The 15,340-nt window shown below is 44.4% G+C and carries 13 protein-coding genes; all 13 read left to right on the forward strand.

Going from position 1 to position 15,340, the window contains the following annotated elements:
* Positions 1-48 precede the first annotated feature (48 nt).
* The 13 genes from fsa (at position 49) to WH37_RS12225 (ending at position 15,030) form a co-directional block, all read left to right on the forward strand.
* Positions 49-714, forward strand: coding sequence for a fructose-6-phosphate aldolase (gene fsa, locus WH37_RS12165; RefSeq protein ID WP_046230868.1), 666 nt, complete (start codon positions 49-51; stop codon positions 712-714).
* Positions 715-803: 89 nt separating this feature from the next.
* Positions 804-2,222, forward strand: coding sequence for an NADP-dependent phosphogluconate dehydrogenase (gndA, locus tag WH37_RS12170; RefSeq protein WP_046230869.1), 1,419 nt, complete (start codon positions 804-806; stop codon positions 2,220-2,222).
* A gap of 260 nt (positions 2,223-2,482) precedes the next feature.
* On the forward strand, positions 2,483-3,502 hold the full coding sequence (locus WH37_RS12175) for a response regulator transcription factor (protein ID WP_046230870.1): 1,020 nt from the start codon (positions 2,483-2,485) through the stop codon (positions 3,500-3,502).
* The gene (locus WH37_RS12180; protein ID WP_046230871.1) at positions 3,499-5,283 is read left to right on the forward strand and encodes a sensor histidine kinase; all 1,785 of its coding nucleotides are present in this window, start codon (positions 3,499-3,501) and stop codon (positions 5,281-5,283) included. Before WH37_RS12175 ends, WH37_RS12180 begins: the two co-directional genes overlap by 4 nt.
* Before the next feature lie 205 nt (positions 5,284-5,488).
* The gene (locus tag WH37_RS12185) at positions 5,489-6,997 is read left to right on the forward strand and encodes an extracellular solute-binding protein (protein ID WP_046230872.1); all 1,509 of its coding nucleotides are present in this window, start codon (positions 5,489-5,491) and stop codon (positions 6,995-6,997) included.
* Between the two features lie 82 nt (positions 6,998-7,079).
* Positions 7,080-7,976: an ABC transporter permease gene (locus WH37_RS12190; RefSeq protein ID WP_046230873.1), complete on the forward strand. Its 897-nt coding sequence runs from the start codon at positions 7,080-7,082 to the stop codon at positions 7,974-7,976.
* A 1-nt stretch (position 7,977) separates the two neighbouring features.
* Complete coding sequence (locus tag WH37_RS12195; RefSeq protein ID WP_046230874.1) at positions 7,978-8,847, forward strand: carbohydrate ABC transporter permease; 870 nt, start codon at positions 7,978-7,980, stop codon at positions 8,845-8,847.
* A 57-nt stretch (positions 8,848-8,904) separates the two neighbouring features.
* Entirely contained in the window at positions 8,905-10,446 is a 1,542-nt protein-coding gene (locus WH37_RS12200) for a sulfatase family protein (protein ID WP_046230875.1), read from the forward strand.
* Positions 10,447-10,449: 3 nt separating this feature from the next.
* The gene (locus WH37_RS12205; RefSeq protein ID WP_074904638.1) at positions 10,450-11,445 is read left to right on the forward strand and encodes a formylglycine-generating enzyme family protein; all 996 of its coding nucleotides are present in this window, start codon (positions 10,450-10,452) and stop codon (positions 11,443-11,445) included.
* A gap of 221 nt (positions 11,446-11,666) precedes the next feature.
* Complete coding sequence (locus WH37_RS12210) at positions 11,667-12,371, forward strand: response regulator transcription factor (protein ID WP_046230877.1); 705 nt, start codon at positions 11,667-11,669, stop codon at positions 12,369-12,371.
* Entirely contained in the window at positions 12,372-13,349 is a 978-nt protein-coding gene (locus WH37_RS12215; protein ID WP_231594208.1) for a sensor histidine kinase, read from the forward strand.
* 69 nt (positions 13,350-13,418) lie between these two features.
* Positions 13,419-14,333, forward strand: a complete 915-nt coding sequence (locus WH37_RS12220) for an ATP-binding cassette domain-containing protein (RefSeq protein ID WP_046230878.1) — start codon at positions 13,419-13,421, stop codon at positions 14,331-14,333.
* A gap of 1 nt (position 14,334) precedes the next feature.
* Positions 14,335-15,030: an ABC transporter permease gene (locus tag WH37_RS12225; protein WP_046230879.1), complete on the forward strand. Its 696-nt coding sequence runs from the start codon at positions 14,335-14,337 to the stop codon at positions 15,028-15,030.
* Positions 15,031-15,340 lie beyond the last annotated feature (310 nt).

The raw sequence follows: 15,340 nt of genomic DNA on the forward strand, positions 1-15,340 counted from the left end.
TTATGAAGCTAAATCAAAAATGAACCCAAAAAACGGAGGTAATTGACTATGAAATTTTTTATCGATACTGCAAATGTGGAAGATATTAAGAAAGCTTACAAAATCGGCGTTTTGTCCGGTGTTACCACTAACCCGTCTTTGGTTGCTAAAGAAGGCGTGAAATTTGAAGACCGTATTGCTGAAATTTTGCAAATCGTGCCTGAGGTTGAATCCGTTTCTGCAGAAGTAACGCCTAATGCGATTACAGCTGAAGAAATGATCGCTGAAGCGGACGAGCTGATCAAAATCAACAACAACGATAAAAACATTACAATCAAGCTTCCAATGAACCTTGCTGGACTGGAAACTTGCCGTTACCTGACGAAAAAAGGCGTAAAAACAAACGTAACGCTTATTTTCACAGTCAACCAAGCGCTGTTGGCTGCTCGTGCTGGCGCAACCTATGTGTCTCCGTTCCTTGGTCGTCTAGACGATATTTCGGAGGATGGCGTTCTATTGGTTTCTAAAATTGCTGAATTGTTCCGCACGCATCAGCTGGATGCGCAAATTATTGCGGCTTCGGTCCGTCACCCGGATCACGTTACTCGCGTAGCAATGGCTGGCGCGCATATTGCAACGGTACCATTCGCAGTTATCGAGCAAATTTCGAAGCACCCGCTTACAGATCAAGGTATGGAGAAATTTGCTGCTGATTGGAAAAAAACTTCCCTGTAATAGGGGAAGTTTAGAAGCAATAAGAAACAAGCAATAAGGTCATTATTTTCTATAAAAAGAGTTTAAATAGGATTGGGAGGCAGCTTACCGTGAGTAAACAGCAAATTGGGGTCGTTGGTCTTGCCGTTATGGGCAAAAACCTTGCTTTAAATATTGAAAGCAGAGGGTTTTCGGTTGCGCTATACAACCGTTCCCCAGAAAAAACAAATGAGCTTCTGGAAGAAGCAAAAGGCAAAAATTTTGTAGGTGCATACAGCGTCGAAGAGTTTGTAAACTCGCTTGAAACACCGCGCAGAATTTTGATTATGGTAAAAGCAGGCGCACCAACAGACGATACGATTAATCAGCTTGTACCTTTTCTAGACCAAGGGGACATATTGATTGATGGCGGAAACGCTTATTTCCCTGATACGCAAAGAAGAAATGAAGAGCTTTCGGCTAAAGGCTTCCGCTTTATCGGCGCGGGCGTTTCCGGCGGCGAAGAGGGCGCGCTTAAAGGTCCAGCGATTATGCCGGGCGGACAAAAAGACGCTTATGAGCTCGTTGAGCCGATCTTGACAGCTATTTCTGCGAAAGTGAATGGCGATGCTTGCTCGACTTATATTGGCGAAGGCGGCGCTGGACACTATGTGAAAATGGTGCACAACGGCATCGAGTATGGCGATATGCAGCTGATTGGCGAAGCGTATCATTTGTTGAAGGATGTACTCGGCGTAAGCACATCCGAGCTGCATAACATTTTCACCGAATGGAATAATGGCGAGCTGGACAGCTATTTGATTGAAATTACAGCTGACATTTTCTCGAAAACAGACCCAGCTACAGGCAAGCCGATGGTCGATGTGATCCTCGATTCCGCAGGCCAAAAGGGAACGGGCAAATGGACGAGCCAAAGCGCTCTTGATCTCGGCGTTCCATTGTCGATCATTACCGAGTCCGTATTCTCACGCTTCATCTCTGCGATGAAAGAGGAGCGCGTAGCGGCTAGCAAGAAGCTGAACGGCCCTGCGGTATCGAGCTATGACGGCGATGCGCAAGAGTTTATTGAAGCGGTCCGCAAAGCGTTATTCGCGAGCAAAATTGCTTCGTACGCCCAAGGCTTCGCGCAAATGCGCGCTGCTTCTGACACGTACAACTGGAACCTGAACTACGGCAGCATCGCAATGATTTTCCGTGGCGGCTGCATTATCCGTGCAGGCTTCCTGCAAAACATTAAAGATGCGTATGACCGTGATCCGGAACTGAAAAACTTGTTCCTCGATGATTATTTCGGCGGAATCGTAGATAACTACCAAGAAGCTTGGAGAAAAGTCATTGCGATTGCTGTAACAAGAGGGATTCCGGTTCCTGCTTTCGCATCGGCACTGGCTTATTATGACAGCTACCGTACAGAAAGACTGCCAGCTAACCTGCTGCAAGCACAGCGTGATTATTTTGGAGCGCATACGTTTGAGCGTCTGGATCAACAAGGCAGCTTCCATTTTCAATGGATGGAAAACAACGAATAGTTTAGAAATAAGTAAGTAACCGAAGGCTGGCCTCACATTGGTGAGGTCAGCCTTTTGTTTGATTTCACTGTGAAAACGGCGTTAAAGGTGTACGGATCCAGGTAATACGGTTAGAATATAAACTCGAGGAGCGCATCGTTACTTGCGAGCTGCGACATCTGATTAATATCGAACGTATAGTTGTACAAAATCAGCAAGCCAGCGCATTCCTAGAGGAACAGTCATGTACAGCATTATATCCTTATTCCTGAGGTGAAGTTATGTTTCAAATACTAGTAGCTGAAGATGAGATGTGGATCCGAACCGCGATTGTTGAAATGATTGAGCGTTTCGATTTGGGGTTTACAGTTGTAGCCGAGGCAAATGACGGCAGGGAAGCGTGGAATCTCATTAATGAGTTTTGGCCTAATGTGATCATTACTGATATTGTAATGCCCCATATGGATGGTCTATCGCTTATTCAAAAATGTGACGAATACAAACTGTCAATCGTCCCAATTGTCATCAGCGGATATGAGAATTTCAACTATGCCCAGCAGGCTATGCGATACGGAGCAACGGAATATTTGCTGAAGCCGGTAGCAGCAGATGATTTAAAGCGCGCACTTCAAAGATCTGTCGAGCGATTGCAAAACTCACATCATTTACATGAGCCTCTCCATAAAATACAACGGTTTGTAGAAAATATAGAGAGTTGGGACCATCAAAGGCTGATACGGGAAGTGACTGATATTATCCAGTTCATTATGAAATTGAAAACGCCGGATCCGGGAGTGAAGTCAGGCCTCTTTCGTATCTTTTCAAATAAATTAAATGAGCAGCTCGAAAGTGTAATATCCGGCTATCAAATGACGGACTATGTGCATAATAAAGACCAGGAAATGGTCAAATTGTATTTTTATAAATTAATTGAGGAATGGTCCAAACACCTGCATATTTCTCAGGCAAGCAGCAAAAATCGATTGCTTATGAAGCGGGTATACGAATATGTCCAGCAAAATTATGTGAATGAAATTACGCTTTCCCAAATTTCAGAGTATGTGGAGCTCAGTGTGTCCCGATTTTGTGTGCTGTTCAAGCAGAGCAACGGAGATTCCTTTGTCAATTATTTGAATCATTATCGAATCGAAAAGGCGAAGCAGCTGCTGTTGGAGCCCGATTTAAAAGTATATGAGGTTGCTGAAATGGTGGGGTTCGGAACGCTTCCCTATTTCAATCGCTTATTCAAAAGCATCATGAATCAGTCCCCAAATGAGTACAGGAGGAGCCTTGGCTTATGAATCGCTCATGGTTTCAGTTCAAATCCATCAAGCACAGAATGATTATGTTGTTTTTCGGGCTGAGTCTGCTGTCCATTGGCTTGATTGCCTCTTTATCCCACTATTATTACAGCAAGGCTGTCGAAGACGACTTTGTAACCATTACCAAACAATCGACAGATAGCCTCAATCACCATTTGGAGTTTTATTTTAAGCAAATGAAAAATTCGACGAATACACTGATCAATACGGATTTGGTTCAAAATTGGCTGATTGGAGAATACGAGCCTACTGCAGAGGATATTAGAGACATTGAGATGGAAATGAAAACGTATGTATCTTTCAATTTTCCTGAAATGCTTAACATTTTCCTGGTTGCAAACGATAAGAGGATTTTGTCATTAAATGATTATAGCTCCATATCGGGCTCAAACGCATCACAATCTTGGTATGCTGAAGTGCCATCTACGACGATCAGAGTTTTGCCTACGGACCGCCTGGCAGGCACAGGTCCCTTTGTGTTAAGCATGCTGATCCCCATCTATAGCAAGCAAACGACAGACATGATAGGCAATCTCGTTTTGCAGTTTTCTTTGGCTGAGATCGAGGCGACCTTTGATAAATCCCGGCTAGGAAAGACAGGCTATTTTTTTATTACTTCAGAAGAAAATTCAGTTGTGTATCATCCAAATAAAGAATGGGTAGGCAAGTCATTAGGCCAAACGCCTTTAAATAATTTGCTTCCCGATTCAGCGGAAGGGATGCGCCTGCGAAATATCAAGGGTGTGGATTATTTAGTTGCCACTGGCGATTCCGCTTATACCGGCTGGAATATCAATTCCATTGTGCCTTACTTGGAAATGGCAAGTGGTTTAAATTCGGCCATTAAGTCGACGATCATCACCTTTTTAATTATATCGATCAGTATAATGGTTGCGGTTCCCTTGCTGCTTCGTCAATTTATCAATCCGATTAAGCACTTAAAGTCGTTAATGGAATCGGTTTCTATGGGCAATTTGAATGTTAGAGCTAAAAAAGTATCGAACATTATGGAATTCGAAGTTTTGATTACAAGCTTTAACAAAATGGTCGAGCAATTAACGGACTTAATGCAAACGCTATCAGAGTATCGAGTGAAAGAGGTTGAGCTTCAGCTGCGGCAAAGTGAAGCTATGATCCGCGCGCTTCAAAATCAGATTAATCCACATTTGCTATATAACACGCTGGATATTATTAAAAGCATTGCCTACTTAAACGATGTTCCGCTTATCGAGAAAATTTCGCATAACCTAGCGGATGTTTATCGTTATGCTTCCCGCTGGTCGTATGAAGAGGTAACACTAAGTGAAGAATTGGACTCGTTAATCAAATACTTGGAAATTATTCACATTCGTTATCCGAAAAAATTTGAAAGCAGAGTACGAGTTAACGAAAAGTTTTTGAAATGTCCGATTATTAAGCTTAGTATTCAGCCCATAGTAGAAAATGCGGTGAAATATGCGGTTGAACCGAAAGGTGGAGATGCCGCGATTATTATTACCGCCTATACAGCAGAGCACGATCTGATTATCGAAATTGCCGATAACGGAGCCGGGGTATCTGAACAGAAGCTGCTAAGTCTTGAAGAACAATTCAACAACCGTCAATCTAATGAAGAGACGTTAATGCAAGGTTCTATTGGCTTAGCGAATGTCCATGCCCGTTTGACGCTCAAATATGGCGAAGGCTACGGGGTTTCAGTACATTCATTTGCTGGAAGAGGCAGTGTAGTCAGTATTCGAGTTCCTTATCGTACGCTATAAGAAGAAACGGCTTCGCCGTCCTCTGCAAGAGGCGGCATCCGTTTCTGCGAAAAATAGAAGGATAATTTATACGATGGAATATATAAATTCTTATGTTTTAAAAAAATAAGACTATAAACAAAAAGATTGGGTAAGGTTAAAGATTCGAAATTGCGTTAACTTTATAAGTGTAAACATCATCTAGAGGATTGAAGGGGGCTTAAGCATGAAGAAATGGAAAGCGCTTTTATTGATTGCAGCAATAATGGTTGGCGTTATAGGCTGCTCACAGGGAGGGACGACTACAGTAAAGGGAGAGGAGAAGGGAACGGAGTCCGCAAAGGAACCGATGAGTATTGAGCTGATGACTTTCAGCTTTGCCGGCGGAGGATGGCCGGAGGATCATCCTGTTCTGAAAGCGATTAATGAGAAGCTAAATATAGACTTGAAAATACAATGGGTTCCCTATGATACCTATGCGCAAAAATTAAATGTAATGGCCGCATCCAATGAGTTCCCAGATGTGTTTATGGTTCTGGAGCAGGAATATAACAAATGGCGGGATAGAGGCATTTTTATGGACGTCAAGCCGGAGTTGGAGAAATATTCTAACCTATCCCAGCATTTAGGCCCTGAAGGTCTGGAAATTATGAATCCGAAGGACCACTACTATGGGCTTCCCTATTACGGTACGGAAACACGTGATTCCTTGGCAATCCGCCAAGACTGGCTGGATACATTAAAGCTGAAAACGCCAACTACTGTGGATGAATTCTATGAGGTTGCCAAAGCCTTCGCAACACAGGACCCTGACGGAAACGGGCAGGCTGATACGACCGGATTCTCGTTTGGCATTGTAAATAATAGGTTTGTGAATATCGAACCTTTAGTAGGCGCGTTCGGTTTAGGTAATGATTGGAGTGATATTGACGGGCAGCTGGTTCCGATGCAGCTGCAAACGGAAGAATTGAAAGCGTTTGCTGAATTTATGAATAAGGCATATAGCGAGGGTGTTCTGGACAAGGATTTCCCAGCTAATAAGGTAAAGGACAGCCTCGCTAAACTGGAAGCTGGCAAGACAGGGATTGCTTCAATCGTTCCAAACGAGCTGTATTCAGCAACGATCCCGACGCTGCAGAAGCTGATTCCTGAGGCGGAATTGGTGCAGCTGCTTCCTCCGAAGGGACCAAACGGCAAGCAAGCAACTCAGACCACTGCCATGACGAATAAAATCGTCATTAATGCCAAGATCGATCCGGCCAAGCAGCAGCGGATTTTGGAAATGCTGGATTACATGCTCTCTGATGAAGGATATGATCTCATCAAGAACGGTATGGAAGGCACACACTACAAGAAGACAGGCGATAATCAGTATGAGAAGCTTGGCGCTTTTGATACGGAGCGTCCACAATTGTTGTCCATTTGGTTTTTCCGCAGATTTGACCCAGGTATTCAAATTCGAAAATGGGACAATCAGGAAATGGGCGATAAAATTTTAAGCTTCTTCGAAACAAACGAGAAGTACCGCTGGGCAAATCCCGCTGCTGGACTGAGCAGTGAAACCTTGATCAAAAAAGGGGCGAATATCCAGCAGAAATGGATGGAAACGATGACCCAAGTCATTGTAGGACAAGCCCCTTTCAGTGCAATCGACGAAGCGGCTGAGACATGGAAGAAAAACGGCGGTGATGCCATTATTAAAGAAATGAATGAACAATATCTAAAGCTGCAATGACCATTTGAAAACAAGGGGATGGATATGACGTCCATCCTCCATGCACGCGATAATATTTTATCTGTGAGGGGAGACATTTTAATTGCAGAAGGCATGGAGACGCGGGTTCCCTCTATACATTATGATTGCGCCGGGCTTGCTCTACTTCCTTATTTTCCGTTACGCGCCAATGGGCGGAATTATACTGGCATTTAAGGATTTTGATCCGTTTGTAGGCGTTTTTGAAAGCTCTTGGGTTGGATTCCAGCACTTCGAGGCTTTGTTCGCCGAGCCCGACTTCTGGAGACTGCTGAAAAATACATTGATCTTAAGCGGACTCAATCTGTTTCTTTTTTTCCCCGCGCCGATCATCGTTGCCGTTTTGCTAAACGAAGCACGAGTGAAATGGTTTGCCAGAACGGTTCAGACCGTTGTGTACATCCCACACTTCGTTTCCTGGGTTGTTGTCGCGGGAGTAACGGTCGTACTCTTTGCTACGCAGGATGGCGGCATTAATAAGCTTTTAGCTGATAACGGATTTTCACGACTGGAAATTCTGACAGACCCCAGTTATTTCAGAGGGCTGTATTTGTTCCAAAATATTTGGAAGGAGATGGGATGGGGAGCGATTATTTTTCTAGCGGCACTAGCTTCCGTTAACCCAACGCTGTATGAGGCAGCAGTAATGGACGGAGCGGGAAGATGGAGGCAGATGTGGCATATTACGCTGCCGGCGCTGCGCACGATCATCGTACTCATGTTTATTCTTCGACTTGGCCAAGTGATGGAAACGGGCTTCGAGCATATTTATCTGCTGCAAAATTCATTAAATTTGGCGGTTTCGGATGTATTCGACACTTATGTTTACCGGCAAGGCATTTTGCAGGGCGAATACAGCTTTACAACAGCGGTAGGATTATTTAAGTCTGTAGTCGGTCTGGCGTTTGTCATGATAGCCAATCGTTTGGCCAAAAAGTATGGCGAAGAGGGGGTATACTAGCATGAACAAACGGTTGGGCACAAAATCCGACATCATTTTCAACCTGCTTATCTACGGGCTATTGGTGCTCTCGCTGTTGGTCGTATTGCTGCCATTCCTGTACGTTTTCTTTAGCTCATTCTCTTCAAAATCAGAGTATTTGTCGCGGGGCTTCTATTTGTTCCCCAATGAATGGACTTTAAATTCTTATGGCTATTTGCTTAGCAGCGACGGCTTTCTGAAGGCATACGGCAATACGTTTTTTATTACGATAGTCGGAACGCTCATTAATTTGGTCATTACCTGCTTAATGGCTTACGGCTTGTCAAAAAGCTGGCTTAAGGGCAGAGGCATCCTCAACTTTATGGTATTGTTCACGATGATTTTTAACGGGGGCATGATTCCAACTTACCTTATTCTGAAAGAGCTTGCATTAATTGATACCTATTGGGCATTGTTCCTTAGCGGTGCCATCGCCCCTTTTATTTTGATTATTATGCGAAGCTTCTTTTCCAACATTCCAGAGGAGCTGGAGGAAGCGGCTAGAATCGACGGCTGCAATGAGTGGGTACTGCTGTTCAGGGTCGTCATCCCTCTATCGCTACCTTCCATCGTCACGATTTCTTTGATGTATGCCGTCATGCATTGGAATTCTTATTTTACGGCCATTCTGTATTTAAACGATTCGAATAAATGGCCTGTTCAAGTGTTTTTGCGCCAATTGCTGCTGGAATCGGATTCATCAATGGAAACGCATATCGGGGCCTTTGAGTATGGTCCTCCTGTAAAAATGGCTGCTGTTATCGCCACTGCGCTGCCGCTCTTATTATGCTATCCGTTTATGCAAAAATATTTTAATAAAGGCATGTTTGTAGGTTCAGTGAAAGGTTAAGAGAGCAGGGGATTCTGACAACAAAAAGTTTGATTCTATTTAACGGAGGAGAATAACATGAGAATTTTATTTCTTGATTTGGATTCTACCAGCCCGGATCATTTGGGCTGCTACGGCTATCAGCGGAATACGTCGCCTAACATTGACAGAATAGCAGCTGAAGGCGTCCGTTTTACGAATTATTATACTTCGGATGCGCCATGTGCACCCTCCCGAACCGCGCTAATGAGCGGTAAATTCGGTATTCGCAACGGGCTGGTCGGCCACGGAGGGACTGCGGGAGACATGAAGCTTGAAGGACCTGAGCGTGAATTAATGGGCAGGCTGACAAGAGGCGGATCGCTTCCTTCCTATTTGCAGCTTATGGCGGGATTAAACACGGTATTAATTAGTCCGTTCGCCCAGCGTCATTCCACCTTTCATTTCTATGCTGGATTTAACGAATTTTATAATACGGGCAAATATGGAAATGAGTCGGCAGAACATGTAACACCGGTCGCGCTTGATTGGATCGAGCGGAATGGGCACAAGGATGATTGGTTTCTGTATGTGAACTATTGGGATCCGCATACCCCTTATCGGGCGCCTATGGAATATGGAAATCCATTTGAGAATGAGCCGCTGCCTGAATGGTTGAATGAGGAAGTGCTGGAGAGACATAAGCAGCGAATTGGTCCGCATACGGTACAGGATATCAATATTGATTATCAGGAAAAAACGTATAATAATAAGGTGGCTCCCAACTATCCGCGTTATCTTGGAGAAATTGCAGATATGGACGACATGAAAAAGATGATTGACGGCTACGATTGTGGTATTCGTTATATGGACGATCATCTTGGACGTTTGTTTGCATCGCTGGAGGAGCAAGGTGTGATGGACGATTTGATTATTATTATTTCCGCCGATCATGGTGAAAATATGGGGCAGCTTGGCATTTATGGCGAGCATGCCACAGCCGATCAGGGGACATGCCATTTGCCAATGATTATCCGCTGGCCGGGGATGAAGCAGGGAAAGGTTGATGAAGGTCTTCACTATCACTTGGATTTATTGCCGACAATTGCGGACATGCTGGGTAAACCAGTGATGACAGATTGGGACGGCATCAGCTATGGTCCTGTATTAAAGGAAGGCTCTGATTGCGGGCGCGATTATCTTGTCGTATCCCAATGTGCACACGTTGCTCAACGAAGCGTCCGGTTCCGCGATTGGATGTATATCCGAACCTATCATGACGGGTATCATTTATTTGATCAGGAAATGCTGTTTAATTTGTCCGAGGATCCAAAGGAGCAGCATAATGTTGCAGCAGAAAATAAAGCGCTATGTATGGAAGCGGTATACTATTTAAACCAGTGGCATGATGAGCATATGCGCAGGTCCGGTGACGACAGAGACCCGTTATGGACCGTTATAAAAGAAGGCGGGCCATTCCACGCGAAAGGATATTTAACAGGGTATATTCAGCGGCTTGAGGAAACGGGAAGAGGCCAGCATGTGGAGGAGCTGAAACGCAGGCATCCCAGCGAGCTTCCACAAGAGGCAGATAGCGCGGCTGTGCTGGCTCAAAAGTATTTGCATGCAAAAATGATGTAACGAATGTTCTATATCAACCAGAAAGGGAGAAGTGACGTGGAACCAATCAAATCTTGCTGTGCGGCGAGCCGAGGACAGTCATTGTCAATTGAAACAAAGCAGGTACACCATGCTTTAAAACGTAGTCATGATGATGCTTGCAGTGACCATTTCGTCTTGCTGGAAGGTGGAGAATTTGAGATGGGAACAAACACGCCTGATGGCTTTCCGGCGGATGGAGAAGGACCGGCTCGGAAGGTATGGGTAGACTCCTTTCGTATTTCCCGCTATACGGTCACGAATGAAGAGTTTCGAATGTTTATTAAGGATACGGGCTATGTTACGGAGGCGGAACGATTCGGCTGGTCGTTCGTGTTCCATCTTTTGGCATCGCAGGAAACGCGGGAGAAAGTTGTGGACGTACCACAGCAGGCTCCATGGTGGCTTGTTGTTCAAGGAGCCTGCTGGGCGCAGCCGGAAGGTCCAGATTCATCCATTGAAGATCGGATGAATCATCCGGTCGTTCATGTGTCCTGGCATGATGCAATCGCCTATTGCAAGTGGGCAGGAGCACGTCTGCCAACAGAGGCGGAGTGGGAATACGCTGCGAGAGGCGGATTAGCAAGAAAGACGTATCCGTGGGGGGATCTTTTGAAGCGGGACGGCGTCCATATGTGCAATATATGGCAAGGCAAATTTCCGATAACGAATAAGGCAAGCGATGGTTATGAGGGGACAGCTCCTGTTGACGCCTATGAGCCTAACGGATATGGGCTTTATAATATGGCGGGCAATGTGTGGGAGTGGTGTGCAGACTGGTTCAGTCCCCACTATCACAAGCTGACGCCAGCCCATAATCCTCTGTATATTAAGCCAACGGAGAAACGTTCGATGCGAGGCGGCTCATATTTATGCCACCGCTCCTATTGCAATCGCTATCGGGTCGCAGCAAGAAGCGGCAATACACCGGACAGTTCCACAGGAAATATGGGCTTTCGTGTAGTTATGGACAAAAGCTAGGTTGCAACTGCTTAACTCTGCTTTTGGCGCATGGTTTTTTTATATTCATTAATAGTTCGATAGGAATAGGAGGCTGCCGGAAATCGGTAGTCTCTTTTCATTTAACTAGGGACTTTATAGATACGGTATAATGAGTTGAATCTTATTTTTGAATATATGATAAGATGGCTCAAGCGAGCTGCTACATAGAAGCAAGTTATTGGACAAGGAGTGTATACACCATGGGGGAGAAATTGTTAATTATAGAGGATGACGTGGAAATTAGTAAAATGGTAGCCGATTACTTAGAGCAGGAAGGATATCATTCGACAGTTGTTCATGATGGTGAACAAGCCCTGCCGTTATTCGATTCAGAAAACTTTGATCTCGTTCTGCTGGATTTGATGCTGCCCAAGCTGAGCGGGTTGGAGGTTTTGCAAAGAATCAGGGACAAGAGCCGGGTACCCATTCTAATTATATCAGCGAAAAATAGCGAAGTTGATAAAGCGCTTGGCTTGCGCTTTGGAGCCGATGATTATATTGCTAAGCCCTTCTCATTGCTAGAATTGGCTGCCCGCGTTCATTCATCTATTCGCAGGGCGACGCAATATTCCAATTCTAGCACGGGGAATGAAATGGAGGAAAAACGCTTTTCTTATGAAGACATAATCGTTGATTCTGAAAATTATATCGTATTAAAGCACAACAAGGAAATTAAACTTACAGCCAAGGAATTTCAAATTTTGAAGCTGTTTATTCAGAACCCGCAGCGGGTATACACCAAAGCGCAACTTTATCAGTTGGTTTGGAATGAAGAATATTATGGAGACAAAAACGTCATTAACGTACATATGCGGCGCTTGCGAGAGAAGATTGAGGACGATCCGTCTAATCCGCGTTATATCCATACGCTGTGGGGGATCGGCTACCGGATGGGGGGACAATAAGTGGCTAGTCTATGGTGGCTGTGGCTGATGGCTGCTCTTGTGTTATTACTGCTGTATGCTCGGGAATACAGGAAAAATCGATTGATTCGAAACCATCTTAAATATATTAACAATAGGTTAGGGGAGCTGGCAATTACCAGCAATAATCTCACCCAAGAGAGACTGCTTCTAATGACCAGTGATTCTGAACTGCGGGAGCTGCTCCAGGGTATTAATGTAATATTGGATTGCGTATATCAATCCACGTCGAATTATGTCAAAACAGAAAGTGCGATGCGCAAGATGCTATCCAATGTTTCCCATGATTTGAAAACTCCTCTGACGGTCATTATGGGCTACGCGGAAGTGCTTTTACGAAAAACAGATTTGCCATCGGAGGAACGTCAACGGATGCTTGAGCAAATTTTCAATAAGTCGGTAGAGGTGAATGAACGGATACTTGCTTTCTTTGATCTGTCAAAACTCGAGGCTGATGATTATGATATCCCGCTTTCTGTTGTGGACGCGTGTGAGGTATGTCAGCACCGTATTTTATCCTACTTCGATCTGCTCGCCGAGCGAGGCATTGAGGTCGATATTCGTCTTCCTGATGAACCCGTATGGGTATATGCAAATGAAGAAGCTCTATCAAGAGTGCTGGACAATTTGCTATCCAATGCGGTTCGTTATGGCGCCGACGGAAAATATCTTGGATTTTCACTTGTATCGGTCGGGGGGGATATTCGAATAGAAGTAACCGATCGGGGGCGAGGCATCGCCAAGATGGATCAAAATAGAATTTTTGAAAGAATGTATACGATGGATGACTCAAGAAACCGCAATATACAGGGCAGTGGGCTGGGTCTTGCAATCGCCAAAAAGCTCACAGAACAAATCGGGGGCCGAATTAGCCTGGAAAGCATTCAGGGTTCATATACCTGCTTTACCGTAACGCTTGCCGAACTCCAATATAGAAATGCTTCCTATCTTAAGAAATAAGTAAGTTTTCCGACATTAAAAAGTGAGGGTTGGATGATATTCTAAATACATGGAAAGGGGAGTTGCAGTATGACGGAAATCATCCGAACAAATCTGCTTACTAAAAATTACGGGGCTGCGGAAGTAGTTTCGGGCGTCAATATGAAGGTTCGACGCGGCGAAATATACGGTTTTCTCGGACCAAATGGAGCAGGTAAATCAACAATTATGAAAATGCTGCTCGGCTTGGTGCAGCCGACAGGTGGAGAAATCGAATTGTTCGGCGACAAATTGCTTCCTGCTTCGACAGAACATCTCAAACGGATTGGTCATTTGATTGAGACGCCGATTTTCTATGAAAAGCTATCTGCGAAGCAAAATCTTGAGCTTCACGGAGAATACATGGGCTACTACAACAAGCAAGCGGTTGAAGAGGCGCTAGAGCTTGTACAGCTAATCGGTGTCCATTCCAAGCCGGTCAAGCAATTTTCGCTTGGCATGAAGCAGCGGCTTGGCATAGCGAGAGCGATATCTACCCGTCCTGACCTTCTTCTATTGGATGAGCCTATTAATGGTTTGGATCCGGAGGGCATCCAGCTCATGCGAAATTTATTTCGCAGGCTGCGTGATGAATGGGGAGTAACCCTTCTAATCTCCAGTCATTTGCTGTCGGAGATTGAGCAGGTGGCGGATACGATTGGCGTAATCAATGGAGGACGCTTAATTCGTGAGGTGTCCATGGATACCGTACATGCCTCCACGAATGAATATATAGAGATCGTAACGTCGAACGTCACGAATGCCGCTTATGTTTTAACAGATAAGCTGGGCATACAAAATTTCAAGTATCTTGGTGACCGGATCATACGCGTTTACGATACGGACATATCGCAGGAGAAGCTGTCCAAAGGGCTTGTTTTGAACGACGTTCCGATTGAAGCGATTAATCGGCGCCATCATACCTTGGAAGAATATTTCTTAGGAATCATAAGAGGGGGCGAGTAGAATGTTCCATCTTATTAAGCTTGAGCTTAAAAAGGGAAGTTTTACCGGCTATATTTGGGGTTCACTGATAGCTTATTTGACCATCGCGGGTTTAATGATGATTGTATACTTTGTCGAAGGCAATAATATCGAGGAGCCCGTATTTCAAGGCTATACGGATATGCTGCATATGATCGACCTTTTGGTCAGGGCCACGTTCATCGTTTACGCATCAGTAATGATATCCAAGTTAATCATCAACGAGTTTAAAGACAAGACGATTTCTCTTTTATTTGCATACCCTGTGAGTCGCAAAAAAATAATATTCGCGAAGCTTTCGATCGTTTTTTTCTGGACATTTGCTAATGTTTTATTAGCCAATCTAGTCGTCGGCGCTTTGTTAATTTCTATTAACGCTGGTGTTGGATACTTTACAGAGCCGCTAACGATTCATACTTTAGTTCAGCATGCAATCTATGTCCTGATGCAGGCTATTGGCGCAGCGGGAATGAGCTTGCTTCCACTTGCTATCGGCATGCGTAATAAGTCGGTTCCGTCTACTATCGTATCTTCCATCGTTATTGTTGTGCTCGTATGCTCGAACAATCTGGGATTTTCCATAAGCTCTATCATAGCAATTCCTTTATCCCTTGCTGTAATAGGTATTTTGATTACTTATATGAGTTTTCGAAATATTGATCGTATGGATGTGGGGTAAGGAACGGTTTTAGTGAATAAATCATGGACTCCGTTCGAAAGGCCGGTTGCCGAGAATTTTCAGCAACTGGCCTTTCGCGTTTGAAATGTCCAATTTTTGGGTGATTTGATGACTTATTTTTATGGTATTATGTGGATGCTGTTTGTGGTATATTGGGAATAGTTCCGTTTTTTCCACTCAAGGGGACATGCCCCTAGACAGTTTTCGACCCCTCTAGAGCGTTTCTTTGCCTTCACACAGCTAGGTACATCACTCCAATTAGCCGCTAATATCTCTTTTTAAATGCGTTTATTCGCCAAAATTAGAAAGC

It is taken from the genome of Paenibacillus algorifonticola, from assembly GCF_000971975.1.
GTDB classification, from domain to species: domain Bacteria; phylum Bacillota; class Bacilli; order Paenibacillales; family Paenibacillaceae; genus Pristimantibacillus; species Pristimantibacillus algorifonticola.

Bases quoted from the DNA above. Each gene is read 5' to 3' on its own strand.
- fsa (WP_046230868.1), top strand. From the start codon at position 49: ATGAAATTTTTTATCGATACTGCAAATGTGGAAGATATTAAGAAAGCT.
- WH37_RS12175 (WP_046230870.1), top strand. From the start codon at position 2,483: ATGTTTCAAATACTAGTAGCTGAAGATGAGATGTGGATCCGAACCGCG.
- WH37_RS12180 (WP_046230871.1), top strand. From the start codon at position 3,499: ATGAATCGCTCATGGTTTCAGTTCAAATCCATCAAGCACAGAATGATT.
- WH37_RS12185 (WP_046230872.1), top strand. From the start codon at position 5,489: ATGAAGAAATGGAAAGCGCTTTTATTGATTGCAGCAATAATGGTTGGC.
- WH37_RS12195 (WP_046230874.1), top strand. From the start codon at position 7,978: ATGAACAAACGGTTGGGCACAAAATCCGACATCATTTTCAACCTGCTT.
- WH37_RS12200 (WP_046230875.1), top strand. From the start codon at position 8,905: ATGAGAATTTTATTTCTTGATTTGGATTCTACCAGCCCGGATCATTTG.
- WH37_RS12205 (WP_074904638.1), top strand. From the start codon at position 10,450: ATGTTCTATATCAACCAGAAAGGGAGAAGTGACGTGGAACCAATCAAA.
- WH37_RS12210 (WP_046230877.1), top strand. From the start codon at position 11,667: ATGGGGGAGAAATTGTTAATTATAGAGGATGACGTGGAAATTAGTAAA.
- WH37_RS12220 (WP_046230878.1), top strand. From the start codon at position 13,419: ATGACGGAAATCATCCGAACAAATCTGCTTACTAAAAATTACGGGGCT.
- WH37_RS12225 (WP_046230879.1), top strand. From the start codon at position 14,335: ATGTTCCATCTTATTAAGCTTGAGCTTAAAAAGGGAAGTTTTACCGGC.